This is a genomic window from Streptomyces sp. NPDC001222 (assembly GCF_042896945.1).
Lineage (GTDB): Bacteria > Actinomycetota > Actinomycetes > Streptomycetales > Streptomycetaceae > Streptomyces > Streptomyces gibsoniae.
The window spans coordinates 83,590-109,184 of the sequence record NZ_JBIAXT010000027.1 but is presented as its reverse complement, the minus strand read 5'-3'; the positions used below and the strand labels follow the sequence as shown (position 1 = coordinate 109,184).

Sequence of the window (25,595 nt, the reverse complement as noted above, 5' to 3'; positions counted from 1 at the left end):
GAACGAGGACCGGTTCCCTTCTCGGTAAGAGCAAAACCGGCAGAAGCCTCACGCTGATCCAGGAGACGAATTCGACCTACCGTCGCATCGGTCCTGATAGTCCAGTTCCAATTAATTCACACAGGCGAGAGTCGGGCGATGTGTCGGATATTTGGTCACTTTAATGGCGTGGTGACCCCACGCGAACTTCAGACGGTCGGCGCGCTTCAGAGGCACGGTGGCCCCGATGGCCAGGGCAGCGTGCACGACGCGATGTGGTCCGTCGGGAACAACCGGTTGGCCATTATGGATCTGGACGGCGGCCAGCAGCCGTACGAGCTTCTGGACGGTCGAATAAGAATCGTCTTCAACGGAGAGATTTACAACCACGACGAGCTCCGACAGCGGCTGCGCGCGCGGGGTTACACCTTTCCCGATCGCTGCGACGGGTCGATCCTCCCGGCGCTGTACGACGTGTACGGCGACGGCTTCACCGAGCACTTGGACGGCATGTACGCGATCGCCGTCCTCGACCAGCGCACCGAGCCACGGCTCGTGCTCGCCACCGATCACATGGGCATGAAGCCGTTGTACTACCGGTGGGATCCGGCATCGGGAGCGCTTCATTTCTCCTCGGAGATCCCCGCCCTGCTCGCGTTTGACGCGGTGTCGAGCACCGCCTGGGCGCCGGGTCTGGAGGCATACCTCGCGACCAAGACGCCCTTCGGCGAGCAGACGATGTTCGCCGACATCAAGGTGTTGCCGCCGGCGACCACAGCGGTCTGCGACCGGGCCTCGGGGCTGCGCGTCTTCCGTCGGAACCCGCCCCGGCCCGGCCCGTCGCCCGGCGACGACACACCCAGCCGACTGCGCGCGTTGCTTCGGAACGAGGTGCGCCGGCTCCGGGTGGCCGACGTCCCGCTCGCCTCGATCACTTCCGGCGGGCTCGACTCCGGCCTGGTCACGGCATTCGCCGCGGAGGACGGCAGCGACCTTCACACCTTCAATCTCTCCTACAAGGGCTCCTGGCCCGGAGACGAGCGGCGGTACGCGCGCCAGATCGCGGAGCGGACCGGGGCGGTCTACCACCAAGTGGAAATCGATCCGGCCACCTTCCCCGACCTGGTGGCGGACGTCGTGTGGCACCTGGGTCAGCCGAACGCCGACCCGATCACGCTCAGCACCTATGCCCTGTTTCGCGCCGTACGGGACGCCGGCTTCAAGGTCGCGCTGACCGGCGACGGCGCGGACGAGGTCTTCGGCGGCTACGACCGGATGCGCGCGGCGGCGGAGGCCCCCGGACAGTGGCGTGCCGCGTACTGGGATGCCCTCGCCGTCGCCCCCGCACGGCTGAGAGGCCTGCTCTACACCAAGGACTACGCCGCCGAGGTGGACCTGGCGGCACCGCTTCCCCAGAGGGCGAGCCATCTCCTTCGCAACGACGGCGACGATCCGTTGGGACGGATCACCGCATTCGAAATGGAATACCGCCTGCCCGCGTATCACCTGCGCCGCGTGGATCACTTGAGCATGGCGCACTCGGTCGAGGTGCGGCTGCCGTACTGCCAACGCGACATCGTCGCCTTCGGGCGGGCGCTGCCCGACCGCATGCGCATCAGCGGCGGCCAGGTCAAGCGGGCGCTCTACTCCGCCGCCTCCGGACTGCTGCCGGAGGACGTCCTGAACCGCCCGAAGCAGCCCTTCACCTTGCCTCTCACCGCGATGCTCGCCCCTGGTCAGCCGCTATGGGACTTCGCCCAGGACATGCTTGGCGCGAGCCGGCTGCGCTCTGCGGGCCAGATCGACCCCGGCGCCGTAGGGAACCTTTTCAATGCCCAGGCCGACCGTCCGGACGACACCGCGGCGCTGACGATATGGGCCCTGCTGGTGCACGAAGTGTGGCGGGAGCGGTTCCGGCCGGGCGCACGGGCGGGAGCCGCGATGGGAGCGATGGTCGCGTGATCGGTCACATCGCTTATGCGTCCGGGAGTCCCTGCCCCACACTCGTCCTCGACGCGCGGCAGTTTCCGAGAGAGAGGGGGCCGCTCCTCGAGGCCCTCACCGAGGTCCGCCGGCGGCTGGTTCTGGCCGGCGGGGCGCACATACTCAAGATCGCGCTGATCGAGCCTTCGTCGCATCCGCTGTTCGATCTCGACTACCGCTTCATCCAGGCGCTACCGGACGGTTTGGCGCGGTTCGATCTGCGCGGCTCATGCGGGCACTCTGTGCTGTGCTCCGTGATGGCCGCCGGGCGGTCCGGGATGCTTCCCCGGCAAGGCCCCGGGGACCGGGTCCGGGTGCACGTCCTCAACAACGGCGATCACCTCGTGTGCGAGACCGAGGAGGCCGACCGAGAGACTGCCAGATGCACGATGTACTTCCTGCACACGCCCCCGGTCCCGGTGGCAGGTCTGCTGCTGCGGGAGGAGCCGCAGACGACTCTCGACCTGGAAGACGAGAAAGTGACCGTCTCCATGGTCTCCTCCGGCAATCCGTACGTCTTCGTCGGGGCGCGGGAAGCCAGGGTGACCGACGCCGCGGAACTGTTCGCCGGGGGGCCCGACCTGTTCGACCGGCTGGAACGGATTCGCGGGGCGGCGGCCCGGTTGCTCGACTGGTCGCCCGACGGCGCGTTCCCCAAGATCGCGGTTGTCGTTCCCGACGGAGCCGGCCGGATAGCGGCTCGGGCCGTCACCGTGCCCGGCTGGCATCCCACGTTGGCGCTGACCGGCGCGGTCTGCCTGGGGGCGGCGAGTTGCATTCCGGAGACGATTCCATGGCTCGCGGCACGGGACGTGGGATGTCTCGGCGGGCAGGTGGACATCCGGACCACCGGCGGAAGCACGGCGGTCACCGCCACCACCCGGATCGGCGATGGCCGAACCGAACTCGCCTGGGTCGCTGTGGGCAACAAGACCGTCCGGTACCACGGCCCGTTCTTCCCCGAATCGCTCACCCGTTTCCAACCCAGGGAGTTCGGAGAATGTCTGTCGCTTCCAGCCTGATTCGCAGAGAGGACGTCGTCCGCACGGTCGGGCCCACCCTCGCGCCGCCGTTCCTGGACATGTTGCGCCAGTCCGATGCTCAAACCGCCGTCATCGGCAAGCCCGACAAGTCGGCGCTGTCGAAGCTGCGGGCTTCGGGACTGCTCGCAACCGCCGTCCCGGAGGCGTACGGAGGCGCCGGGGGTGACGCCGCGGCTGTCAACCGGGTGGTGGAGCAGGTGGCGACGGTGAACCCGTCCGTGGCGATCATCTTGTTCCAGCATTTCGCGGTGTGCGCGCGAATCGACGAATGGGGCACCGACGAGCAGAAGGCGAGGTATCTGCCGGCTCTGGCCTCGGGCGAGTTCCTCGCCGCTTCGGCGTGGAGCGAGACAGGGGCGGGTGCCGCCAAGAAGCGCCTGGCTTCCACCGCCGAGCGACTCCCGGGCGATCGATGGCTGCTGAGCGGCGCGAAGGCGTTCACCACCGGCGCCGGTGTCGCGGACCTCTACCTCGTGCTCGTGCAGACGTCGGAGGCACAGGACGACCCGCGCAGCAGCTACGGCTCGGCCGGCCAGACCTTCTTCCTCGTGCGCGGCGACAACCCCGGACTGATCCCCGATCTGAGCCTGAAACTGGTCGGCATGCGCGGATCCGCGACGGGCTTCGTCCAACTCGGCAACTGCGAGGTCACCGACGACGATCGCTTGGGACCGCTCGGACACGCGACGGCCATCATTGCCGGCGTGCGGGAGAGCGGCGCGACGCTCGGCGCGGTGTCGATCGGCATCGCCCAGGCGGTGTACGACCTCGCCGCCGGACACCACGCCCGCCTCGACGGGGCACGGGCTCAGACCGTCCGGCACCAGATGGTCGCGCTCAGCACACTGCTGGAGTCGGCGCGTGCCTTCGTCGTGCGCGCGGGCCATCGATCGTCGGACGATCCGGGCCGGACCACGCTGCAGGCCAAGCTGCACGCCTCCGCCGCCGCCGAGCAGATATGCCTTGAGGTCTCCCGCATGCTCGGCTCTGCCGGTTACGTCGTCGATCACCGGCTCAACCGGTTGATCGCTGATGCCCGCGCGGTCGCCCTGATGGGCCCGACCAATGATCTGTGCCGAGAGTTGGTGGCGCAGTCATGGGAGAGCTGAGCCGGGAACGTGCCGACCTCGTAGTGACCGGGCGCCTCGTCACGCCGACGGGAGTGCGGCCGGGCGCGGTCGTTGTGTCCGCGGGCCGAATCGGCGCCATCACCGACATCGATGAGGCCGGCCCGGGAGTGCCACGGCTCGATGCCGGCGACGCTTACGTCCTGCCCGGGTTGATCGACTCACATGTGCATTTCCGCACGCCGGGCCTGGAGCACAAGGAGGACTGGGAGCACGCCAGCCGGGCCGCCGTGGCGGGCGGCGTCACCACTGTCATCGACATGCCGAACACGAAGCCTCCGGGATTGTCGCCGGACGCGATAGCGGCGAAGGCCGCGTTGGTGGCCGGGTCATCGCTGGTCGACTACCGGTTCCATCTGGGCGCCGACCCGGATCGACCCGAACTGCTCGCCGACCTCGACCCCGCGATCGCCACCAGTGCCAAGGTCTTCATGGCCGGGCATCAGACCGCGCCGACGGTCGTGCGGGACCGGGACCAGCTGGAGAGGATCTTCGCCACCGCCGCTGCCGGCGGCGTGCGACTGGTGCTGCACGCCGAGCGGGACACCCTGTTCACGCTGCTCGACGGCGTGCGGGGGAGGCTTCGGGACTACGCCGCCTACGAACGATCACGGCCGCGCAGCGGTGGAATCGCGGCCGTGGCCGATGTCATCGAGCTTGTGCGCCGGTACGGAACGAAGGCGCACATCCTGCACGTGTCCAGCGCGGAGGAGGTCGACCTGCTCGCGGCCGCGCACGCCGACGGGCTGCCACTCACCTTTGAGGTGACCTCGCACCACCTGTCGTTCACCGACCATGACGCGCTGCGGACCGGAGCGCGTACTCGCCTGGCGCCGGCCATCCGCTCCGCAGCCGACCAGGACCGACTCTGGGCGGCCTTGCGCTGCGGCGAGGTCGCCACACTGGGCAGTGACCACGCTCCGCACACCATGGCGGAGAAGCTCCTGCCGATACCGGACGCTCCGCCCGGGATTCCCGGCGTGCAGGAGCTCGCGGTCGCCGTCTGGACCGGGATGCGCCGCCGGTGGCTCGACGAATCCTCCGACATGGCGATCATGCGACTCGTTGAGCACCTGGCGGCCAGGCCGGCAGCGCTTTTCCGCCTGCCGGGGAAGGGCCGCCTGGAGCCGGGCGCCGACGCGGACATGACGATCTTCGGCCCGGATGATCCGTGGATGCTCTCCGCGCACGACGTACACGCCAAATGCGGCTGGTCGGCATATGAGGGATGGACGATGGCCGGCAAGGTGCTGACCACGATCAGGGCAGGAGAGGTGGTCTGGGACGCGGGCGACCGGAGCTTCGGCAGCCCCACCGGACGCTGGCTTCCGGCCGAGATGTCGCGGCGGCCGCTCACAACGCAGAGCGCCCGCCCATGACCCGCGCCTTCGAAACGCACTACTGGGACGGCCCAGTGCTGCCGCCGGGTCACGGGGCCGTCGGGGGCCACTGATCGCGCCCCCGACGCCCTGGGGTCAGCAGAGTTCTGTCTGGTGCCGTGCCGGACGCCGCGAGCCGGCGAACCTTCCGGTCGCAGCGCTAGCTAGGTTCGTGGGGTGTTCCCGGAGGGGTCCGACGGGCCGGGGGCCGTCGTGGCGCGCAACAGGCCGCGCACCATGGTGATCTGGCGGTCCGCTTCCTGCTCGGACGCGGCGTCGATCACGACATGGCCGTGCCGGCTTCCGGAGTTCCTGATCTCTGGGACCGTGTCGCCCGGCGTGAAGGGGAACTTCAGCTCGTGCACGAAGGGGAGCGCACGGATGGCGTCGAGCCCCTCCACGGATACGAGCCGTCCGGGACGGAGCTGGAAGAAGGAGACGCACCCCACCCGGTGGGCGGTGTCGACCTGGATCGGTTTGCCGATGAGCGCGCGGAAGATGGCCGCCTCGATGTCGAACCCGGAGGCGAGCGCGATGGCTCGATGGATCCGATCACCCGGGGCGCGGGTCTGCGACTCGACGATCCTTGGACCGTCCGGCGTCAGGATGACCTCCGTGTGCGCCGGGCCGAACTGGTAGCCGGTCTCGCTCAGGAACCGCAGGACCAGGTCGGTGACTGCCGCCCGATCGGGTTCGGCCATGGACGCGGGGTATACGTGCCCGATCTCGGTGAAGCCGGGCGGCGGCGTCTTCCGCTTGGCCGTGACGCCCACGAGGTGGTGGGATCCCTGCGTGGTCAGCGTTTCGACGCTGAACTCGGGCCCGCGCAGGTACTCCTCGATCAGCACGGGACCCGCATAGCCTTGGTCGGCGAGCTGCTCCTCCCAGTCGTCCATGTCCCGCGCCTCGTGGATGAGCCGTACGCCGCGGCTGCCGGAGAGAAGGGCCGGCTTGGCCACGACGGGCAGTTCGAACTCCGACAGCAGCGCCCGGGCCTCCCGCGCCGATTCGGCCACGGTGGCCCGCACCGGCGAGAGACCGCGGTCGCGCAGCAGCTGCCGCATCGCCGTCTTGTCGTTGATGACGCGCAGCGCCGCCGGTGGATTCGGGGCGAGCCCCAGCGCGTGCGCCTCCTCACAGACCGGTAGCTGGGTGTCCTCGTTGCCCAGGTGCAGAACATGTGAGACGCCCAGCCGCGTGGCCGTCTCGGCCACCAGCCGGCGCAGCCCGGCGACGTCCCGGAAGTCGGTGAACAGGAGTTCCTCGGAGTACCGCGCGACCTCGTCCCGGTGGTCCTGCGGGATGCGGTCCGGGTCCCAGATGGAGAAGACCCGAAGGCCCTCCTCGGTGGCCTTGCGCACGTACGCCCGCCACGGCATCACCATGAGGATCTTGTCTGTCATCGCTGCGCTCCAGTCACTTGTGCGGTGAGCGGGCCGCCGTCCGTCGTGCGGCCAGGACGTCGGTCACGACGGTGTGCCCACGCTCGCGGGCCCCAGGCGGACGATGCGTGCCCCGGGTGGATCTCGATGCCGCCGGCGACGACGTTCAGCGCCTGCGGCCCTCCGCGTCGGCGGGTGGGTGCGGCGTTCGCCTCGCAGACCGTACTCATGGCTTCTGCGCGCTTTCCTCGGCGACGAGGGCGTGCGGGGCGGCCGCGCGCGCGTCGCGCTCGCGGAAGAGCGACCGGTAGAGGAGGATCGCGCCGAATCCGAAGAGCCCGAACAGTACGCTCATCCCGGCCGCCGGGATCAGCACGCCGATGGTCACGCAGAGCGAGGCGACGATCATCCCCAGCTGCACGTTGATCTGGTACACGGCCATGTACCTGCTCCGGTCCTCGGCGGGCACCAGATCGGCCAGCAGGACCTGCCGGATCGGCACCGACATGATCTCGCCGATGGTGAGCACCACCGCGGCCACGAGCAGGAGCCAGGGGGCGTTGCTCGCCCCCCACACCATGTATCCGGCCGTGAAGAGGCCGATGCCGCCGAAGATGCGCTGCCGGTCGGACAGGCGGCGGAACAGCCACGCGGCGAACAGCGCCAGGCAGACCACGATGAGGGTGTTCGCCGCCCGGAGGATGCCGAGCATCTCGACGCCGTCGACGGTCGGCCGCCACCCGTCGATGTCGAGCAGCTGTTGCCGGCCGAACTCATTGCTGAGGCGCACGGCGATGTAGTACGAGATCTGGATCTCGACGCTCCGGATCAGGAGGGCGGACAGGACCAGGCGGGCGAGGACGCTGTCTCGCAGCGCCGTCATGTAGCCGCCCAGCAGTGTCTTCAGCCATCCACGGTCCTGCACGTCACCGGCGTGGCCGCGCGGCGCGGTCTCGCTGATCGCGACCAGGGTGATGACAGCGATGACGCTCGCCAGCACGGCGGCGCCGGCAAGCAGATAGAAGAAGTAGCGGCCGAAGGCGAAGCCGCCCACGAGGGAGCCCAGGAGGAACGCCACGTTGATCGACCAGTAGTTGATCGTGTAGATCTGCGCACGCGTCTCCGGGGTGGATACGTCCACCATCATCGCGTCGTTGGCGGGTACCGCGATGCCGAAGAGGCTGGTGCTGAGCAGGTAGCAGCAGAAGGTCGCGGTTCCCGAGTGCCACCATGGAGAGTTCGCCAGCGCGAGCAGCACAAGGGCCGCGGCGCTGCCGATCTCGCCGAGCAGGAGGGTGGGGCGCCGGCCGAGGGTGTCGGACATGTGGCCGCCGACGAACGTGCACCCGACGACGGCGACGGCGATCGTGAGGGTCATGAGTCCCGCCGTCGCCGCGCCGTACAGGTGCGAGAAGTGGATCACCATCAGCGGGGCGAGCATGATGTCCAGGAATTTCCGGACGAACCCGACTCCGATTCGCAGCTTCACGTTCCGGTGTACGTCGGCGGTGATCATGTATACCTCGAAATCTTGATCGGACGGCAAATGGAGCCGGCGTCCGAGGCCGATGTCAGCCGACCGGACATGCCGTTCAGCCGACCTGGCCCGCGGCCGGACGGGACGTGGGAAGCGAACGCAGATCAGGCAGCGCGAGCAGGATCGGCGGATCGGTCGGCCTGCTCGGTCGCAAGCGCATCGATACGCGAAGGGCCGTACGAGCCCCGACCGTCACCGAATCGAGCCGGTCCACGAACAGCAGCTGGGGGGTGCGTTGGTCCAGGCCGGTGGCACGCGCGGCCGCGACGGCATGGACGAACCACGTGCCGGGCGGGACGTTCGGCAGTACACAGCGCAAGGGGTGGCCGTCGGCCCCATCGATGATCTTCGCGGCGACAGGCGGGCTCTGGAGGATGGGGGACGGGAAGATCCCTACGTACACCCGCAGGCCTGAGCACCCGCTGGGAAAGGAAATCGTCACGGCCGCCGCGCCGCGTGACGAATGCACGTTGTTCTCCGGCGGGAGGAGATTGAGTACGGTGCCCTCCACGAGGTGACGGAACTGGCTCGGTGGCATGCCGACACTCTGTGTGAAGTAGTTCGTGAACGACCCCAGGCTCTGATATCCGACGGCGGACGAGATGTCCGTGATGGTCCTTGAGGTATTGATCAGCAGGCGTTTTGCCTGACAGATGCGTACCGCAGAGAGAAACCGGCCGGGGGTGACACCGGTGATGTCCCGAAATGTTCGAGCGAAGTGGAAGCGGCTGAGCAGGGCGCTCTTCGAGAGCTCGTCCAGCGAGACCGGCTCGCTATACCTCTCCCAGATGTACTCGATTGCCCGTTCTATAGATTCACGGGTGGCGCCGTCGTGGGTCTCGGGCGCTGCCCGGCATCTGGCTGCTGTCACGACCGACATTCTGCGCCGCCGCAATCTCGCTCCGGTCGAGCACGGCTCGAGCAACGCTCGAACCGGCGTGGGATGGCTGCGGCAAGCCGGGGGTCAGCAATATGGGATATGGCTCGGCCTTTCCGCCCAGCGCATGCTGTGAAGCATGCGAGGCGCCCGTCATCCCCGCTAGCGGAAGCTGCCGGCGTGAACGAGACGGCGGAGAGGAGTTCTAATGGACGAGGTCCGGAAGATTTTGGCGCCGGTGGTGGACGAACTGCTGAAGCCGTTCAGCCAGGTCGCCGAAACCGAGCTACAGAGCGTGGCCGCCATCCATGAACGATATCCAGGGCTGGCCAGATTTCGTGAGCGGCTCGGGGATACGCCGCTCATCGAGGTCCCGTCGAAGCCCGGTGGCGCGACCATTCTCGCGAAGTGCGAATGGGGAAACCCGGCGGGCTCGGTAAAGGATCGCGTCGCCTACGCGCTGGTGTGTGATGCCATCAGACGCCACGGAGACCGGCCGGCAGAGGATCTTCGGTTGGTGGAGTACTCGGGCGGGAACCTGGGTTTGGCGCTGTCATATCTGTGCGCGGAAGCGGAAATCCCCCTGCGTCTGGTCGTGGCGTCGTTCACGTCGCAGAGCGTGTTGGACACGCTGCGGTCCCGCGGGACCACGGTGGACATCGCTCCGCAGGAGGAGGGCTTCCTCGGCACGATCAGGCAGGCGCTGCGGATCGCGGACGGAGACGGCTCCTGGCAGCTTCTGTTCCAGCACGTCAACCCCGCCAACCTGACCATCCATCAGGCGACCACGGGCACAGAGATCGTGAAACAGCTGGACGGCCGCAAGCCGCACACCTGGGTCGCCGCCATCGGTACGGGCGGGACCCTCATCGGAGTGCTGAACATGCTGCGCACCATCAGTCCTGACGTCCGGGCGGTGGGCGTCACGCCGGCGGAATCCCCCTACGGGCATGGCGGGGCTCCGGCGACCCCTCAGGGGCTGTGCGGCACCGGTGGACTCGGATACGGCCTCAAACAGCCGTTCGTGAAGGCGTACGAGGATGACGTCGCCGCGCACTACCAGGTCTCCTATCCGGAAGCACTTGAGGGTGCCGCGGAATTCTTCAGCCTGACCGGCACGCGGATCGGCACGTCCGCCTCGGCGAACTGGCTGGTCGCGCGCAAGATCGCCGCAGAGCTGCCCCCCGATGAGCTGGTGGTCACCATGTTCGCCGACGCCGGAAATCCCGAGCAGTGGAAAGCGATAGGGAAATGACCACGCCCGCGGGACCACTAGCGAGGTCTGCGCACGTCCTGGAGCAGTTCCGGGATCTTGCGGTCGGCCCGACCAGGTTCATGACCGTGTACGCCTGCCATGAGCTCGGGGTCCTGGACCATCTCCGGGAAAATGATGGTACCGGGGTGTCGGCCGCACACATAGCCGCGGTGGCCGGCGTCCGGCCGGACGCCATTGAGCAACTGATGCACCTGCTTGTCAAGGAAGACTTCGTCACCTACGACGAGAGCATCGGCGGCTACCGGGCCAGCGGCCTCGCCCGCCTCTCCGATGACGAGTTCGCCCGGGCCATGCGCCTGATGACCATGATCAAAGAGGTCTGTCTGCGGCAGCTCTACCACCTGGCCGACAGCGTGCGGACGGGGACGGTGGTGGGCCTGGAAGAGATCTTCGGGTTCCATGGCAACCTCTACGAGGCGTGTGCCGAACACGATGAGCTCCGTGGCGCATGGTCCGCGATGATGGATCAGACGACGTCCCTCATCGACCCATGGTTTTTCGAGAACGTCGACATCGAGTACGGCAGCAGGGTGCTCGACCTCGCGGGGCATACCGGATTGGGTGCGATCCTGACGTGCAAGTACAATCCGGACAAGAACCTGCAGGTAGCCTGCTTTGATTTTCCGGAGAAGCAGGACGACGCGCTGGAGAACTTCCGCGCGCACGGTGTCGAGGAATCCTGCTCCTTCATCGGCGGCGACGTGTACGACGGCCTTCCCAAAGGCTTTGAAGTCGTCCTGGTAAAGCATTTTCTGGATCAGCTCGGCAAGGAAAACGTATTCCGGGTGCTTCGCGCCGTGTACGAGTGCCTGGACCCCGGTGGCCGGATCTACGCCCTGGTCCCGACCTACCCGGAGGACGTGAAGGACTCGATCCAGGCAGATTTCTTTCCGGCATATTTCCTTGGCTGCAGCACGGCCGAGGGTGGTCCGCAGAAGGTCTCCACCTACAAGCAGTGGATGGAGGAATGCGGTTTCACCTCCGTAGAGACGATCAGTCACGAGGCGGACATGCGGCCTCCCGAGATGATCCATGCGCATAGCATTCTCTGCGGAGTAAAGGAATAGTCGGTGAAAAAGCGCATCCTGCTGGTACACAGCCGGTCCGGTCCGCCCCTTGATTTCGCACTGCCCCGGCTGGCCGCCCGGGGAGAGATCCACGTGCTCGCGTTCCAGCCGCTGCCGGCCGGGACGGAGGCGTTCTGCGCCTCGGTCATCCCCGCCCATGAGCGGCGATTGAAGGGGGACGAGCTGGTCGACGCGATCGTGGAGGCGGCCGGCCGGGTCGGTGCGGACGCGCTGTGCGGCCTGTCGGAGTACACGGTGGTTCCGGTGGCGCTGGCGGCCGACCGGCTGGGCCTTCCCGGTCCGGGGCCGGGGGCGGCGGCATCGCGCGACAAGCGATTGATGCGGGCCGCATGGGCGAAGGCCGGGGTGCCGCAACCGGCGTACCGGACGGTGGCTTCGGCGGCGGACCTGCGCCAGGCGTTCCGCGAGTTGCGGCCGCCGCTGTTGCTGAAGGCGGCGTGGGGCGCCGGCTCGACCGCGCAGCTCGTCATCTCCTCCGAGGAGCAGATCGTGCCGGCGTGGGAGGAGGCGAAGACGGTGATGAGGACGGCGGACGCGGCGAACGTCCTGATGCTGGAGGTGCCGGGTGCGGAGCATGATTTCCTCGCCGAGGAGATCATCCCGGGGACGACGCGGTCATGGTGGGAGGACGAAAGCGGCTACGGTGACTATCTGAGCGTGGAGGGAATAGTCATCGAGGGGGTTTATCACCCGGTCTGTATAACGTCGAGGCTGCCGACGATCCCGCCCTTTATGGAGCTGTGCAATATAGCGCCGTGCGAACTCCCGGTACGGCTGCAGCGTGCGATCGAATCGGTGGCTCGCGCCTCGGTCGATGCTCTCGGGCTGCGGACATGTGGTACGCACACGGAGATCAAGCTGATGGAGGACGGGGGGCTCGCGCTGATCGAGTCCGCTGCGCGATTCGGCGGCGCCGCGATCCTTGCGCAAATAGAGCATGTATACGGCTGTGACCTGGTCGGGATTCTGGCTGATGCGCTGCTCGGGCTCCCGGCCGACCTGCCGGATTCCATGTTCACCCATCATGACGCCACGGGGGCCGCGTGCACGCTGTCCCTTCTCGCCACGAACGCCGTGGGGGAGCCGTGGTCGAAGGACCTGGTCTGGGACAGTCGCGTGGTCGATTGGCCGTCTTTGGTGACTCCCGGCACGAGCGTTGAGACCGTGCCGGCACTCACGATCCCGGACGGGACGCCCATGCCGAAATACGAGCACAGCGGCGGGAAGATGGGGCTCGGCGGAGTTCTCTACATGACGTCGGCGGATTCCGGAACGCTCGTGCACGACGCGTACGCGGTTCTGAACGGCCTGGAGGATGCGTTGGCGCGGGGATGGCATGAGCAGACCGCGGTCCCGGCCGGCAGTTCATCTCAGATGCGGCGCGACGGTTGAAGTCTCGTGACCTGAACGTCAGGCCCGTGGTTCGAGAAGGAAACGGGGGTTAAGAAAATGAGCGGCATCGACATCCGGCGCATCGGCGGCCGAATAGGCGCCGAGATCACCGGTATCGACTTGAGTGCCACGATCTCAGATCAGCTGTTTTCCGAGATCAAGAAGGCGTTCCTTGATTACAAAGTGCTGTTCTTCCGTGATCAAGAAATCAGTGACGAGCAGCAGTTGGCCTTCGCCGGCCGATTCGGCCCGCTCACCCACCGGCACCCGCTGATGCGGACCGCCGAGCAAAGCCCGCAGGTCCTCGTCGTGGACGGGGAGGATCAACGGGCCAACCACTGGCATTGCGACATCAGCTTCACCGAGACCCCGTCACTGGGAACCACGCTGCGGAGTGTGGTGCTGCCGCCTTACGGCGGAGACACGCTGGTAGCAAGCGGCGAGGCCGGCTACCGGGATCTGCCCGCCGAGTTGCGGGAGATCGCCGATCGGCTGTGGGCAGTGCACACCAACCGGGCGGAACAGCCGCGCCTGGGCACCGAGCGTGGTGACGAAGTGCGCCGAGCCTTCCTTGCCAAGCGGTTCGAGACCGCGCACCCGGTCGTCCGGATCCACCCGGAGACGGGCGAACCCTCCCTGTTCCTCGGCGGCTTCGCCCAGCGCCTGGTGGGAATGACTCTACGGGAGTCGCGGCCGATCATCGATGTGCTGCAGTCCTACGCACTGCGCCCGGAAAACCAGGTTCGCTGGAATTGGCGGCCGGGAGACGTGCTCATCTTTGACAATCGCTGCACGCAGCATTACGGCGTCGATGACTACGACGGCCACAGGCGGCTGCTGCACCGGGTCTCGGTCACCGGCGATGTGCCTGTCGGCCTGGACGGCAAACGCAGCTACACGATCCATGCCGACGACGGGGATGAGGGAGGGCAATAGACATGGCGACGCCAGAGTCGTTTGCGCGGCGGCTGCGCGCCCGCGAGCAGCTTGCCGGCTACTGGATGGCGTGTGACAACCCTGTCGCGGTCGAACGCATAGCCCGGCTCGGCTATGACTACATCGGGGTCGACGGCCAGCATGGGGTGCTGTCGCAGCCGGGGTGGAGCGCCGCGATGCTGGCGGTGGACGCGGGACAACGCGCGGCGGGCCTGATCCGGGTCCCTTCCGTGGATCCTGTTGCCATCGGTGCCGCTCTGGACACCGGAGCGCGTGGCGTGATCGTGCCCATGGTCGAATCGCCGGAGCAGGCCGAGATCGCAGTGCGGGCAACTAGGCACTGGCCTGCTGGAACCCGCAGCCTGGCCGGCCCCGTGCGGGCACAGTTCCGGCTCGGTGATGTCCCGGCCGAGATCGACGAGGGCGTGGTCTGCATCGTCATGATCGAGACGATGGCAGCCATGAGCAACCTGGAGAAGATCTGCGCGACTCCGGGCCTGGACGCCGTCTACCTGGGACCGGCCGACCTCTCCGTAGCACTTGGCGGACGATACTTCGGTGATCCCGCGGTGCAACCGGCGCTGCTGGAAGCGGCGACCGCCATTGCCGAAGCCGCACGACACGCAGGTATCGCCGGCGGCATCCACTGCCTGGACGGGGAGAGCGCGGCCCGGTGGCTGACGGGTGGTTACACCTTCGCCACGATTTCCAGCGATATCACCCACCTGGAACAGGCCGCGGCCGCGCACCTGGCAGCAGCCCGGGGGGCGGGAGCCTCATGAGCCCGGAAGGCCGGATCTACCAGTCCATGGAGGAATTGGTCGGCGGCACTCCATTGCTTCAGTATCGGCTGCCGGGCGTCCCGGTGGGTGTACGGACACTGGCGAAGCTCGAGATGCTGAACCCGCTCGCCAACGTCAAGGACCGGGCGGTGCTCTACATGTTCCGTGCCGCCCAGCAATCGGGGGAGCTGCCGCCAGAGGGGACGGTCATCGAGTGCTCGTCCGGGAGCACCGGCATCTCCCTCGCCGCGCTCTGCCGACTGCATGGTCACCGCTGCATCATCGTCATGCCGGACAACGCCACCGTGGAACGGCAGCTGATACTGCGCAAGCTAGGGGCTGAGATCAAGTTCGTGCCCCATGGTGACGGACTGCTGGCCGCATGGGCATACGCGGAGCAGCTGCAGAAATCCATACCCGGCTCCTGGCTTCCACACCAGGACACCAACCCCGCCAACGTGCTGGCCCATTATGAAACCACCGGCCCCGAGCTATGGCGGGATACCGCGGGAGAAATGGATGTGCTGGTATGCGGCGTCGGCACTGGCGGAACGCTGACCGGGATCGCACGTTTCCTCAAGGAACGACGCGATGTTCACGTGGTCGCGGTCGAACCCACCAGGTCGGCCGTCCTTTCGGGAGGCGAGGCGGGACCACATGGCATCCCCGGGATCGGGGCGGGCTACGTCTCGGAAATCACGGACCTGGCGCTTATCGACGAGGTGATCGCGGTATCGGACGAGGAAGCGGCCAGCACGAGCCGGGAGATCACCCAGGCCACCGGACTGCTCGCTGGAATATCGTCGGGGGCGGCGGCACATGCCGCCCGCATCCTGTCCAGGCAGCCACAATGGTCTGAGGCGACGATCGTCGCGGTGTTTCCCGATTCCGGTGAACGCTATCTTTCGGCCGGCGCGGATTAAGACGGGTGCAGTTCCCTTGCGGTGAAGGCTGGGGAACGCTGCGGTGGCGTGAGGAAAAGGCGCTCCCGCCGGCCTCGCTGCGGTTCGCCTCGCCTATCACCCCGACGCGCGCTACGGCGTCAAGAGGGGCAGCGTGGCGGGGCTATCGGGTCCACTTCACGGAAACCTGTGTTCCGGAACGCCCCGACGTGGCCGTCCATGTCACCACCACCGTCTCCACGGTGCAGGACGCCGAGTTGACCGCACGTATCCACGACGACCCGGCGGGATGCTCCCGCGCGAGCACGTCGTGGACAGCGCCTACGTCAGCGCCGGGAAGATCTATCGGAGCGAATGCCGTGGCGGTGCGGGACCCGAGCCGGGCCAGAACATCCTGCGGCGCCTCGCCGGCCCACTGCCCGATGGCCGCGAACGGCCTCGCCCCCGTCGCCACGGCCGCGCAAGCGATCAGCAGCACCGTCACGAGCGGGTGACGCCGCCCCGCCGGCAGCGCGGATCTGGCAGGCTGAGCAGCCGTTCCTCCAGCGCCGGCCTGCCTCGGCCCTCCCAACGCCGGCGACTTGATCAGGCAGGCGGTGGCAGACGGGCGGCACATCGAAGCTCCGGTGCTTCAGGGCGACTTGTCGAGGTCACCCGGCCAACCGGAGCTTCGTTGCGTTGGTATCGAGACGTCGGGGCATCGTGAGGCTGCTGCGACCAGCACACCTACTGGATCGCCGGAACGTTGAAATCTCCTTGGGCCCGTAAGGAGGAGGCGGGCCGTCCTGGGTCCGCGCGTTCGGCGGTCGCCTGCATCAGTCCGCTGTGGCCATGCGGACGGCGGACTCACCGTGTGCCGGATGACGGTCAACTCGACCCGGTTCTGAGGGGCCGGGCTTGGAGGTAGTGGGCGTCTCCGCCCGGCGGCTCCGTCAGGAGTTCCCGGCCCGTATCCGAAAGTACCTGTGGGGTGACCACTTCTGGTCGCCTTCGTACTTCGCCGCCTCGTGCGGCGGTGCACCCTTGGAGATCATCAAGGACTACATCGAGAACCGAGGCGACCTGGCTGAGGTCAACAGTGCAGACCCGTGGACACCCGCGGGTCAGAGCGATCCGGAGAAGCGCTTCCTCCCGGGCGTGAACACCCGGGGTTCCGCGCTCGATCAAGCTGAAGGTGGTCCGGGAGGGCAATACGTGCGGGCCGCAGAACGCCGTCCTCACCTCGCACCTGGATCCGGATGGTGTCCCGGAGGACTTCGTCGGCAAGGCGGACCGCCATTTCGGTGGTAACCGCAGTAGCGGCCACCAGCCCCAGACGGTCCCAGGAATCCTCGACCGGGCGGACCGTGTCGCCCGGCTTCACCCACATTTGGGCCGTCAGGACACCCGGCTCCGATCGCGCATCCTCTACTCCCGTTATGGATTCCACCTGTCCCGGGCCGCTGACAAGGAAGCGAACGGCGGCAGCGCTGTGCGCCCGCGGTGGCCGGGGAATCTCGGGTACCAGCCTGAACGGCCGGCCGAGCGCGTAGGTTTCGAGATCGATTCCGTAGGCACCGCGCACGAGTTGATGGATGGCGCCGCCGCCGAAACGGTTGTGCGACTCTATTACCACCGGCCCTCGCTCACTGAGCCTGAACTCGGTGTGCGCGGGCCCGTCTCGCAGCCCCATGGCATCGAGGAAACGGCTCATGGCGTCAAGCACGCCGGCCTGGGCGGCGTCATCCAGCCGGCTGGGCATGACGTGGGAGAAGGCCGCGAAACTGTCGGCGGCGAGATGCGTCTCGGTGATGCCGATCAGCACATGACGGCCGTCGAAGCTGAAGGATTCCGCACTGAATTGAGGTCCGTCGATGTATTCTTCCAACATGAAGCCATCGACAGAAAATGGCATGGTTGTGCGGGCCATGGGATGCCCGTTCAGCGCGCTCACCGTGCCCCACGCCGTGTCCGCTGCTTCGGGGCCGGTAACCCGGAACACCCCGTAACTTCCCGTGCCGTTCGTCGGCTTGACAATGAACGGATAACCGTGCTGGCCGGCGAACTCATCGATGTCACGTCGCTTCGCCAGCGGCGCCGCGGCAGCGGTGGCCGCTCCGTTGCCGGCCGCGACCAGGCGACGGCGCATGGCCAGTTTGTCCCTGAAGCGCCTGGCCACCTCGAGCCCAGTTCCGCCCAGACCGAAGAGATCATTGAGCAAGCCCGCGCCTTCCAGGCCAGGCTCTGTGAGGGAGACAACGGCGCTGAATCCTGTTGTGTTCCACAGCTCACGGGCCGTCGTTTCCAGCGCGGTCAAATCCGTATAGTCCACGGCCCGGACAACGTCGGCCAGTTCGCACGGTGCCTCCGCAAGTTTCTGGGGATGCTGGAGCACGACGACATGCAGCCCCAGCTCCTTTGCCTTTCTCACCGTACTGTCAGTGGCGCCCACGAGAAGAACCGTCGAATCCGCTTGCACGCTTCCTCCGCTTCTTCCGGGGCGAGGACGAGAGGGCGAGGGACAGGCCGCCCGATCAGGGCATCCAGGCCATCTTGGGTAGTGCCTCATGCGATTTTGGCGGCGCTTTCGCTGTTACCACATGAGTGTCAGCGGGCACATCCGTGAGGACGAGGGCTTGCGCCCCGATTACCGCTCTGTCGCCGATATCCACCGGTCCGAGGACGGTGGCGCCGGCGCCCAGCACGGAACCACTGCCGATTGCCGGGTGGCGCCGTTCTCCGGGCAGCCTACGGTTATCCCGCCACCAGCCGACCGCTCCGAGGGTGACCTGGTGATAAATGGTGACGTCATCGCCCACCACCGCCGTTTCGCCGATCACAACGGCCGCACCGTGATCAATAAGTACTCTGCGGCCCAACGTGGCACCCGGATGGATCTCCGTACCGGTGAGCGCCCGGGCACACAGCATCAGGGCGCGCGCGGTCAGCCGAGCGCCTCGTTTATGGAACAGGTGCGCCACGCGGTGGACGCACAGGGCGGGCAGTGCCGGATGCAGGAGAGCTTCCGCGAACGTTTGTATGGACGGGTCGCGCTCGATGACGGTGCGGATGTCCTCGGTGAAAAGGCGGATCAGATCCGCCGGCGCGTATGGTTCTGGCAGGTCGGGCTTCCGGGTCGGATCCGGCCGCCTGCGTTCGGCCATGAGCCTGGTGGCGAGGACATAGCCCTCCTGTGAGTCGGCATCGTGCCGGGCCGGATCCCGGTCGGATCGTCGTGGCCAGTTCATCGTGTCCTCCCGGCCGTGTGTCTGGAAACGTCGACGGGGTTACGCCGCGGAAGCGGGGACGGCCCACCGAGTGACCTCGTGGAGCGCTGCATCTTTGCGCCCGCGCAGGCTCATGGCGGTATTGCGTACAAGCGACCGGACTTTGCCCGTTCCCTGGTCCAGTAGGCCCTGGCGGCGGGAAAGGAGCGCCACCCGAGCGGTGCGTTCCACGCGCTGCCGCTGGTAAGCGCGGAGCGCGGTGTCGAAGTCGCCGCGACCGCCGCTCACGACGTGCGTGCGCAGCTCTGACGCGAGGACGACGGCGTCTTCGAGCGCCATGTTCGCCGCTTGTCCGAGGGCCGGGGCCATGGGATGCGCCGCGTCGCCAAGCAGGACCACGCGGCCGTCCACCCACCGAGATACGGGGTCACGATCGTGGACGTCCGTGACCGCGACATCGGCGGGGTCGCTGCTGGTGATCAGCCGCACGATCGGGGCGGGCCATCCGCCGATCAGCTCCGCCAACCGTCGTTGCGCCGCTTCCGCGCCGAGCTGCCGCCAGGTTCCGGGTGGAGCGGTGATCTTGGCCGTCCAGTAAAGCGTGCCATCGGCAACCGGAGCGGCAAATATCTGAACGCCGTTCCCGTTGGCCACGAAGCCCTGGGGCCATGGCCAACTGCCCGGCGTGTGGCTGCGCACCGATGTGTAACCGCAGTACCGGGGCGGTCCGTCCGCGAGCATCTGCTCGCGCACCGCCGACCAGATCCCGTCCGCGGCCACCAGCAGGTCCGTGAAGTGGGTGCTGCCGTCGGACAATCGCAAGGAGACCGGGCCGCCATCCGTCGCGTAGTCGGACACCACCGCACCCATCCGGACCTCGACACCGGCGGAGGAGACGTCGTCGATCAGCGATTCCTGTACGGCTGTGCGCAGGATGGAGATCGACGGAGTTCCGTCGGGCCAACCCAGTCGGCCGATCTTCTCTCGCGCGAGGATCCGGCCGGAGGCGCTGAGCAGCACCCGCTCCTCATCCGGCCTTATCACATGCCCGGATTCGCGGATGCGCCGGCCGAGCCGACCGCTGATGGCGTCCGCGGCGGCAACGCCGTTCGGGTAGAGCATCAGGCCTGAGCCCGCGGGCTCGAAGCTCGGTGCGCGTTCGACGACCGTTACCTCGAAGCCACAACGTGCGAGTGCGGCCGCTGTGGCCAGCCCGCCGATGCCACCACCCACGACGGTCGCGGCGAACCGCTTGGCCGTCATGGACCAACCGCCAGGCCCGCCGGATTGTCGGTGCTCCTGTCATACATGCCTACAAGAATGTTGGATCCGGGCCGTTCATCCATCTCCGATATTGCTCAGCCGAATGGCGCACGCGAGGGGGGCGAGGACGCACGGACCGGGGTGGGTACGAACCCGGTTCAGGGAAGAGTTCAAAGGGCCCTGCGGGGCCGTGACGTCAGCCGTCGACCTGGGCCGTGGCGGGCACGGGGTAGCGCTCGCCGACGGCGATCCCGTGCGGGGCGATGGCGTCGATCCGCACGAGTACCTCGGGGGACAGGCTCAACTCCGCCGCGGCCAGGTTCTCCTCGAGGCTCTTGGCGCGCCGGGCGCCGGGGATCGCGACGATGTCGTCGCCTTGGGCCGTACCGGCTCGCCTCGATGCCGAGGAGCAGCACCCGCTGGCCCGGCCGGATCCGGTCCGACGTCCAGCCCGCGTCCAGGGCCGGCGGCACCGCCGCGGAACCTGTCGTGCCGACCTCCGCACGATTGTCCACGATCCGGCCCTGCACCGTCTCGTAGTCCGCGGCAGGAGACCGGGTCGTGTCGCTTGTCGTCCGCGGACAACAAGCGTGTCCGGTCTCGCCACAGGCGGGGTCGACCCACTCAATCCGAGGTATCTGCTCAAGGTGTCTCATGCTGAGCGAGACGCCCGGACCTCGGCATCTTCACCGGGGCGGGGACATCTGCCCGTCCAGACGCAGCGCGGACTCGGCCCCACCCCGCGTACATCTCGCACTCCCTCAACGAGCGTTCGGCCACACGGACATGCCGTGACGCTGTACGGCGCTCGACTGTCACGTAGGTCGTTGCTCATGACCTTCAGCGGTAGGCACTGATGCCCGGCAGGTACACGGCGAAGACCGAGACGACGGCGTGGCCGCCGGCAAGGACTGATGCCGGCGGGCTGGTTCCGGCTCGCCGGGCGATGTGGGGATGTGTCAGCGTGACGAGACAAAAAGCGCCCGACGGGCCCGGCCGGGGCCGTCCCCGCCGGCCTGAGGCGTCACTCCACGCACGGCTCCGTACAGGGCCCGCCGCCCGGCAGATGCTCGCTCGCCCACTGCCCGAGTTCCTTCAGCGCGGGCTCCAGCGCGGCCCCCGCCTGGGTGAGGCGGTAGGAGACCCGCAGCGGCGGGCCCTCGTCGACCTCGCGCACCACGAGTCCCGCGGCGCCGAGTTCGGTGAGGCGGTCGGAGAGCATCCGCTCGCTGAGGCCGGGAACGGCGCGGCGCAGGGCCGCGAAGTTGGCCGGCTGCTCGACGAGTACGGCCACGATCGGGCCGGTCCAGCGCTTGCCGAGCAACTGGAAGACCCGGGTGATGCCCTCGTCCACCTGCTTGCAGGCGCCGGGGTCGTGGCTCTGCTCGACCGTCATGCCCTCAGAATACTGCGCCCCCGTATGGAGGTGAAAAAAGTAAGTATCCCTGCGGGCGCTCTCGCCCACGTTCATTGGAGAGAGCAATTGTCAAGAGTTGTGGGTGGGGGCTAAATGCGTCCGTCGATGAGATCGATAGCCTGCCTCCATGGTTGCGGACGAGGGAGCCGAGCACATCAGTACCTATCTTGAGGACCAGGGTTGGGGCGCGACGCGTGCCTGGGTGGAGAAGGGGCTGTTCGAGGCAGAACGCATCGAGAATGTCGTACGGTTGCGTGGCGGATGGACGTCGGAAATGCACCGTCTGGACATCTGCGGGCGGGGCGGTCGACGGTCGCTGGTCCTGCGGTCTTTCGTCAAGCCCTTCTACGTTCGGCACGCGGAGGGACTGCTGACCCGCGAGGCAGCCGTGCTGCGCCTGCTCGGCGGCACGGATGTGCCTGCGGCCAGGCTGGTGGCCGTGGACGCGACAGCGCAGTACTGCGACCATCCGTCCTTGCTGATGTCCCTCTTGCCCGGGACCGTGCCCCTGGGCGATGAGGGGGCCGACCGGCGTGCCGAACTGCTGGCCAACCAGTTGCTGCGCATCCACCGGCTGCCAGTGACCGCCGAGGCACGGCCGCGCGCGTATCAGGCGTGGACCTCTCCCGAGCGGGTGAGCCCGCCCGAAGACACCGATCAGCCTGAACTGTGGCAACGGGCGATGGACGTGATCCGCCGCGAGCCCCCGGAGTACCGGGCCTGCTTCCTGCACCGGGACTTCCATCCCGGCAATGTCCTCTTTATGGGCGAGGGCGACGATCTGCGGATCAGCGGCGTCGTCGACTGGGTGGAGACCTCCTGGGGGCCGGCCGACCTGGACGTGGCCCACTGTTCGACGGCCCTGGCTCTGCTGCACGGGGCTTCCGCGGGCATGCGCTTCGCCGACCGCTACGTAGCGGCGGGAGGGACGCTGGCCGAAGATCGCGACGCCCATCTCTACTGGCGCCTGCTGGACGCCCTGGCCTTCGCTCCGGACGCCGAGAAGGTCGCCGTTCCGTGGCGCGAGGTGGGCCGTGCCGATCTGACCCCCACCCTGCTGACCAGGCGCCTGGAGGGATACCTCCGGGCCCTTTTCGCGCGCTACGCCTGAAGACGGATCGACGGCCTGCGGCCAAGGGAGGCCCTGGCTAGCGGGCCTGTCATGCTGCGAGTTGTTCGGGGCGTTCGACGAGTTGACCGCGTTCGAAGCGGGCGCCGGCGCGGACGAGAGCGACGAGGTGGGGCGCGTTCACGGCCCGCCACCGGGCCTGGGCGGACTCGACGAGCTTGAAGACCATGGCCAGGGCAGCGGCGCGGGAGCCTGCGCCGCGAGTGACCTTGGTCCGCAGCCGGACCGTGGCGAAAGTCGACTTGATCGGGTTCGTGGTCCGCAAATGGATCCAGTGCTCGGCCGGGAAGGCATAGAACGCCAGCAGCTCGTCCCGATCGTCGGTGATCTTCTTGACGGCCTTGGGGAACTTCGCCCCGTAGAGCTGAGTGAACAGTCTTGATCGCCGCCTCGGCGTGGTCGCGGTCTTCGGCGCTGTAGATGGGAGACAGACCTGACGGAGTCCTATCAGAAGCTGTTGTCTTTCCGAATGTGATCGCTGCGTTTTCCCTGCTCAGGCATGATGTCGACGGTTCTGCGGCAGGAACGACACGTCGTGTTGTTTTGTCGGGGAGGTAGGCAGGTGCCTTCGGTGATGGGGCTGTTGGAGGCTCGGGAGTCGGCTGCCCGGGTCCGGGTGGGGGAGCTGCGCGCCGAGGCGGATCGGGTTCTGGCCGAGCTGGCGGAGGCGGAGGTCGTGCTGGAACGGCGGGTCGTCGCGCTCGCGGAACTGGCTGAGGCCCTGGCCGCGGGTGCTGTGTCGCAGGAGCCGGTCCGGGCGACACCGGTTCCGGTCGTGGTGAAGGAGCCTGTAGCCGGGTCGGTGGTCCCCGAGTGGCGCGAGGGTGTCACGGTTCAGGTGCTTGCTCCGGAGTACCGGAGGCTATTGGCGGTGCTGAAGGCCGACGGTGACGGGGAGGGACTGCGGGCCAAGGACCTGGCTTCTCGGTTGGGCCTGGAGTTGGTGCCCGCGAAGGTGGAGGGTGTGCGGGTCAAGGCGAAGCGGCTGGTCGAACGGGGCTGGCTGGCTGAACACGGGCCGGGTCTGTTCACCCTCCGATGCCCTCAGGAGTGAGTGATCAGGTGCGGCGGCGGGCGAGGCGCCGTCCCATGAGCATGGCCATCGACCACTGCACGACGGCTTCGCTGGTGGCGGGCCGGGTCTCGTAGTCGCGGGCCAGGCGCCGCGAGCGCATCAGCCAGCCCAGGGTGCGCTCCACGCACCAGCGTCGGGGCAGTACGACGAAGCCGCACATGTCGTCGCTGCGCTTGACGATCTCCAGGGTGAGGCGGAGTGTCTGCCTGGCCCAGTCGACGAGGCGGCCGGCGTAGCCGCCGTCGGCCCACACGAGCCGGATCGTGCGGTGGCGGGCCAGCAGGCGGGGCAGCATGCCGCAGGCGGCGTCCCGGTCGGTGACGTCGGCCGGGGTGACCATCACCATAAGTAGTAGACCGAGGCAGTCCACGATCAGGTGCCGCTTGCGGCCGTTGATGCTTTTGGCCCCGTCGAAGCCCCGGGAGGCGCCCGGGACGGACGCGGCTGCCTTGACCGACTGCGAGTCGACGATCGCGGCCGTCGGTTCGGTGTCCCGGCCCTCGCTCTGGCGGACCCGGCCGCGCAGCCGGTCGTGGAACTCGGCGATCAGGCGGTGGTCGCGCCAGCGGCGGAAGAACGCGTAGACGCGGTCCCAGGCGGGGAAGTCCGCTGGCATCGCCCGCCACTTGATCCCGTTGTCCACGAGATAGCGGATCGCGTCGATCATCTGCCGGTGGCAGTATCCCTCCGGCTGGCCGCCCTTGCCGTTTATCCAGGCCGGCACCGGAAGCAGGTTCCGGACCACCGTCCACTCCGCGTCGGTCATGTCCGACGGGTAGCGTCGCACACGCTCGCCACGATCGGCCGCGTTGCCGTACACGTGCGCGAGGCAATCACACGACCGGGCGGGCGAGTTGGACGCAGCGGGCAACGGCACGGAAGACTGCGGCACCAGGGCCTCCTGTTACTCATGGACTTCGACACCCACGAGCTGTGCAGGAGGCCCTGCCTTCATGCCCAGCAAGCCGGAAGATCACCTGGTCGAGTCGCTGCACTCGAACCCATGCTCACCGTGATCGGTACGACAACGGCTTCTTAGCGGTGGCCGAGGAGGCGGTCGTGATCCCGGTCCCGGTCCCAGCCGTGGCGCTCACCCCGGTCGCGGTCCCGGTCCCAGCCGTGGCGCTCACCCCGGTCGCGGTCCCGGTCCCAGCCCCGGTCCCGGTCGTGGTGCCAGCCCCGGTCCCAGCCCCGGTCCTGGCCCCAGCCGTGGTGCCAGTCGCGGTCCCGGTCCCAGCCCCGGCCCCAGCCCCGGTCCCGGTCGTGGTGCCAGCCCCGGTCCCGGTCCCGGTCGTGGTCCCAGCCCCGGTTCCGGTCACCGAAGTGGCCGTCGTGGTCGTGGTCGCTCCTGTGGCTGTGCGAGTACCTCCCGTTGACGCGGTCATGGCCGGCTCCGGCGGCCAGGGCCGGCATGGCGGCCGCGCCGACGAGTGCGCCCGAAGCCACACAGGTGGCGATCAGGCGGACCGTCGTACGAGAAACAGACATGAATCTGTCACCTCACGTTCGTGCACACCGCCCCTGGTCGGGGCCAGGCGTGCTATCCGCAATTCCCGGCTCGGTGCCGAGGCCCCACACTGTGGCCCTCCACGGCGACACCAGACCGAGGAAAGGATTCGCGTTACAAAGCGCGGATATATCCGTAACTCTCCCTTGTATGGGCCATTGATGCTGGGAGGGCGCCTGGACGCCGTCCCCGTCCCAACGTGGAATCACGCTGAGAGCAGGAAAAAATGCAGCTGACGGTCCGTGACACTCTTGGCTGTCTCGCTGCCTCAACTCCTTCGAACGGCCCAATGGCTTCAGTAACGACAGGGGGCCG

General features: G+C 67.8%; 21 protein-coding genes and 2 pseudogenes. 13 read left to right on the top strand and 10 right to left on the bottom strand.

Translation table 11 applies throughout. From position 1 onward, the window contains the following. Positions 1-138: 138 nt before the first annotated feature. The 4 genes from asnB to ACFY2Z_RS30015 are packed head-to-tail and all read left to right on the top strand — an operon-like array spanning position 139 to position 5,511. Complete coding sequence (gene asnB / locus ACFY2Z_RS30030) at positions 139-1,941, top strand: asparagine synthase (glutamine-hydrolyzing) (RefSeq protein WP_390747218.1); 1,803 nt, start codon at positions 139-141, stop codon at positions 1,939-1,941. Beyond that, positions 1,938-2,984 carry a PrpF domain-containing protein gene (locus ACFY2Z_RS30025; RefSeq protein ID WP_390747217.1) on the top strand — a complete coding sequence of 349 codons (1,047 nt, stop codon included), beginning with the start codon at positions 1,938-1,940 and terminating at the stop codon, positions 2,982-2,984. Before asnB ends, ACFY2Z_RS30025 begins: the two co-directional genes overlap by 4 nt. Further along, positions 2,963-4,114: an acyl-CoA dehydrogenase family protein gene (locus ACFY2Z_RS30020; protein ID WP_390747216.1), complete on the top strand. Its 1,152-nt coding sequence runs from the start codon at positions 2,963-2,965 to the stop codon at positions 4,112-4,114. The genes ACFY2Z_RS30025 and ACFY2Z_RS30020 overlap by 22 nt, the downstream gene beginning before the upstream one ends. Then, complete coding sequence (locus ACFY2Z_RS30015) at positions 4,102-5,511, top strand: dihydroorotase family protein (protein WP_390747215.1); 1,410 nt, start codon at positions 4,102-4,104, stop codon at positions 5,509-5,511. The genes ACFY2Z_RS30020 and ACFY2Z_RS30015 overlap by 13 nt, the downstream gene beginning before the upstream one ends. 164 nt (positions 5,512-5,675) lie before the next feature. Here the strand turns inward: ACFY2Z_RS30015 and ACFY2Z_RS30010 are convergent, their stop codons facing one another. The 3 genes from ACFY2Z_RS30010 to ACFY2Z_RS30000 all read right to left on the bottom strand — a co-directional run bounded on the left by ACFY2Z_RS30010 (position 5,676) and on the right by ACFY2Z_RS30000 (position 9,301). Then, on the bottom strand, positions 5,676-6,914 hold the full coding sequence (locus ACFY2Z_RS30010; protein WP_390747214.1) for an ATP-grasp domain-containing protein: 1,239 nt from the start codon (positions 6,912-6,914) through the stop codon (positions 5,676-5,678). A 205-nt stretch (positions 6,915-7,119) separates the two neighbouring features. After that, complete coding sequence (locus tag ACFY2Z_RS30005; protein ID WP_390747213.1) at positions 7,120-8,382, bottom strand: MFS transporter; 1,263 nt, start codon at positions 8,380-8,382, stop codon at positions 7,120-7,122. Between the two features lie 103 nt (positions 8,383-8,485). Next, positions 8,486-9,301, bottom strand: coding sequence for a helix-turn-helix transcriptional regulator (locus tag ACFY2Z_RS30000; RefSeq protein ID WP_390747212.1), 816 nt, complete (start codon positions 9,299-9,301; stop codon positions 8,486-8,488). Positions 9,302-9,515: 214 nt separating this feature from the next. Here ACFY2Z_RS30000 and ACFY2Z_RS29995 point away from each other — a divergent pair, with 214 nt between their 5' ends. From ACFY2Z_RS29995 to ACFY2Z_RS29965, 7 genes and pseudogenes are all read left to right on the top strand, one after another. Beyond that, on the top strand, positions 9,516-10,562 hold the full coding sequence (locus ACFY2Z_RS29995) for a PLP-dependent cysteine synthase family protein (protein ID WP_390747211.1): 1,047 nt from the start codon (positions 9,516-9,518) through the stop codon (positions 10,560-10,562). A gap of 80 nt (positions 10,563-10,642) precedes the next feature. Continuing rightward, positions 10,643-11,650, top strand: coding sequence for a methyltransferase (locus ACFY2Z_RS29990; protein WP_390747210.1), 1,008 nt, complete (start codon positions 10,643-10,645; stop codon positions 11,648-11,650). 3 nt (positions 11,651-11,653) lie between these two features. Continuing rightward, a complete protein-coding gene (locus ACFY2Z_RS29985; protein WP_390747209.1) occupies positions 11,654-13,063 on the top strand; it encodes an acetyl-CoA carboxylase biotin carboxylase subunit family protein in 1,410 nt (469 codons plus the stop codon). A gap of 57 nt (positions 13,064-13,120) precedes the next feature. Further along, positions 13,121-13,999, top strand: a complete 879-nt coding sequence (locus ACFY2Z_RS29980; RefSeq protein ID WP_390747208.1) for a TauD/TfdA dioxygenase family protein — start codon at positions 13,121-13,123, stop codon at positions 13,997-13,999. A 2-nt stretch (positions 14,000-14,001) separates the two neighbouring features. Continuing rightward, complete coding sequence (locus tag ACFY2Z_RS29975; protein ID WP_390747207.1) at positions 14,002-14,781, top strand: HpcH/HpaI aldolase/citrate lyase family protein; 780 nt, start codon at positions 14,002-14,004, stop codon at positions 14,779-14,781. Further along, entirely contained in the window at positions 14,778-15,704 is a 927-nt protein-coding gene (locus ACFY2Z_RS29970; protein ID WP_390747206.1) for a PLP-dependent cysteine synthase family protein, read from the top strand. The genes ACFY2Z_RS29975 and ACFY2Z_RS29970 overlap by 4 nt, the downstream gene beginning before the upstream one ends. Positions 15,705-16,589: 885 nt before the next feature. Then, positions 16,590-16,724, top strand: a pseudogene (locus tag ACFY2Z_RS29965) (transposase); the annotation flags it as partial. A gap of 31 nt (positions 16,725-16,755) precedes the next feature. Here ACFY2Z_RS29965 and ACFY2Z_RS29960 read toward each other — a convergent pair. From ACFY2Z_RS29960 to ACFY2Z_RS29945, 4 genes are all read right to left on the bottom strand, one after another. Beyond that, positions 16,756-18,114 carry an ATP-grasp domain-containing protein gene (locus ACFY2Z_RS29960; RefSeq protein ID WP_390747205.1) on the bottom strand — a complete coding sequence of 453 codons (1,359 nt, stop codon included), beginning with the start codon at positions 18,112-18,114 and terminating at the stop codon, positions 16,756-16,758. An 82-nt stretch (positions 18,115-18,196) separates the two neighbouring features. Continuing rightward, positions 18,197-18,910, bottom strand: a complete 714-nt coding sequence (gene epsC / locus ACFY2Z_RS29955) for a serine O-acetyltransferase EpsC (RefSeq protein WP_390747204.1) — start codon at positions 18,908-18,910, stop codon at positions 18,197-18,199. A gap of 39 nt (positions 18,911-18,949) precedes the next feature. Further along, on the bottom strand, positions 18,950-20,152 hold the full coding sequence (locus tag ACFY2Z_RS29950) for an FAD-dependent oxidoreductase (RefSeq protein WP_390747203.1): 1,203 nt from the start codon (positions 20,150-20,152) through the stop codon (positions 18,950-18,952). Between the two features lie 1,024 nt (positions 20,153-21,176). After that, positions 21,177-21,548 (bottom strand): winged helix-turn-helix transcriptional regulator, encoded by a 372-nt coding sequence (locus tag ACFY2Z_RS29945; RefSeq protein ID WP_390743458.1) that lies wholly within the window; start codon positions 21,546-21,548, stop codon positions 21,177-21,179. Positions 21,549-21,696: 148 nt separating this feature from the next. Here ACFY2Z_RS29945 and ACFY2Z_RS29940 point away from each other — a divergent pair, with 148 nt between their 5' ends. After that, a complete protein-coding gene (locus tag ACFY2Z_RS29940) occupies positions 21,697-22,680 on the top strand; it encodes a phosphotransferase family protein (RefSeq protein ID WP_390747202.1) in 984 nt (327 codons plus the stop codon). 49 nt (positions 22,681-22,729) lie between these two features. Here the strand turns inward: ACFY2Z_RS29940 and ACFY2Z_RS29935 are convergent. Then, positions 22,730-23,120 (bottom strand): annotated as a pseudogene (locus ACFY2Z_RS29935) (transposase); the annotation flags it as partial. A 152-nt stretch (positions 23,121-23,272) separates the two neighbouring features. Between ACFY2Z_RS29935 and ACFY2Z_RS29930 the strand changes: the two are divergent. Further along, positions 23,273-23,752 carry a hypothetical protein gene (locus ACFY2Z_RS29930; protein WP_390747201.1) on the top strand — a complete coding sequence of 160 codons (480 nt, stop codon included), beginning with the start codon at positions 23,273-23,275 and terminating at the stop codon, positions 23,750-23,752. Positions 23,753-23,756: 4 nt separating this feature from the next. On the opposite strand, the gene ACFY2Z_RS29925 is transcribed toward ACFY2Z_RS29930, so the two are convergent. Beyond that, entirely contained in the window at positions 23,757-24,539 is a 783-nt protein-coding gene (locus tag ACFY2Z_RS29925; protein ID WP_390747200.1) for an IS5 family transposase, read from the bottom strand. A 269-nt stretch (positions 24,540-24,808) separates the two neighbouring features. Then, on the bottom strand, positions 24,809-25,261 hold the full coding sequence (locus tag ACFY2Z_RS29920) for a hypothetical protein (protein ID WP_390747199.1): 453 nt from the start codon (positions 25,259-25,261) through the stop codon (positions 24,809-24,811). Positions 25,262-25,595: the final 334 nt, after the last annotated feature.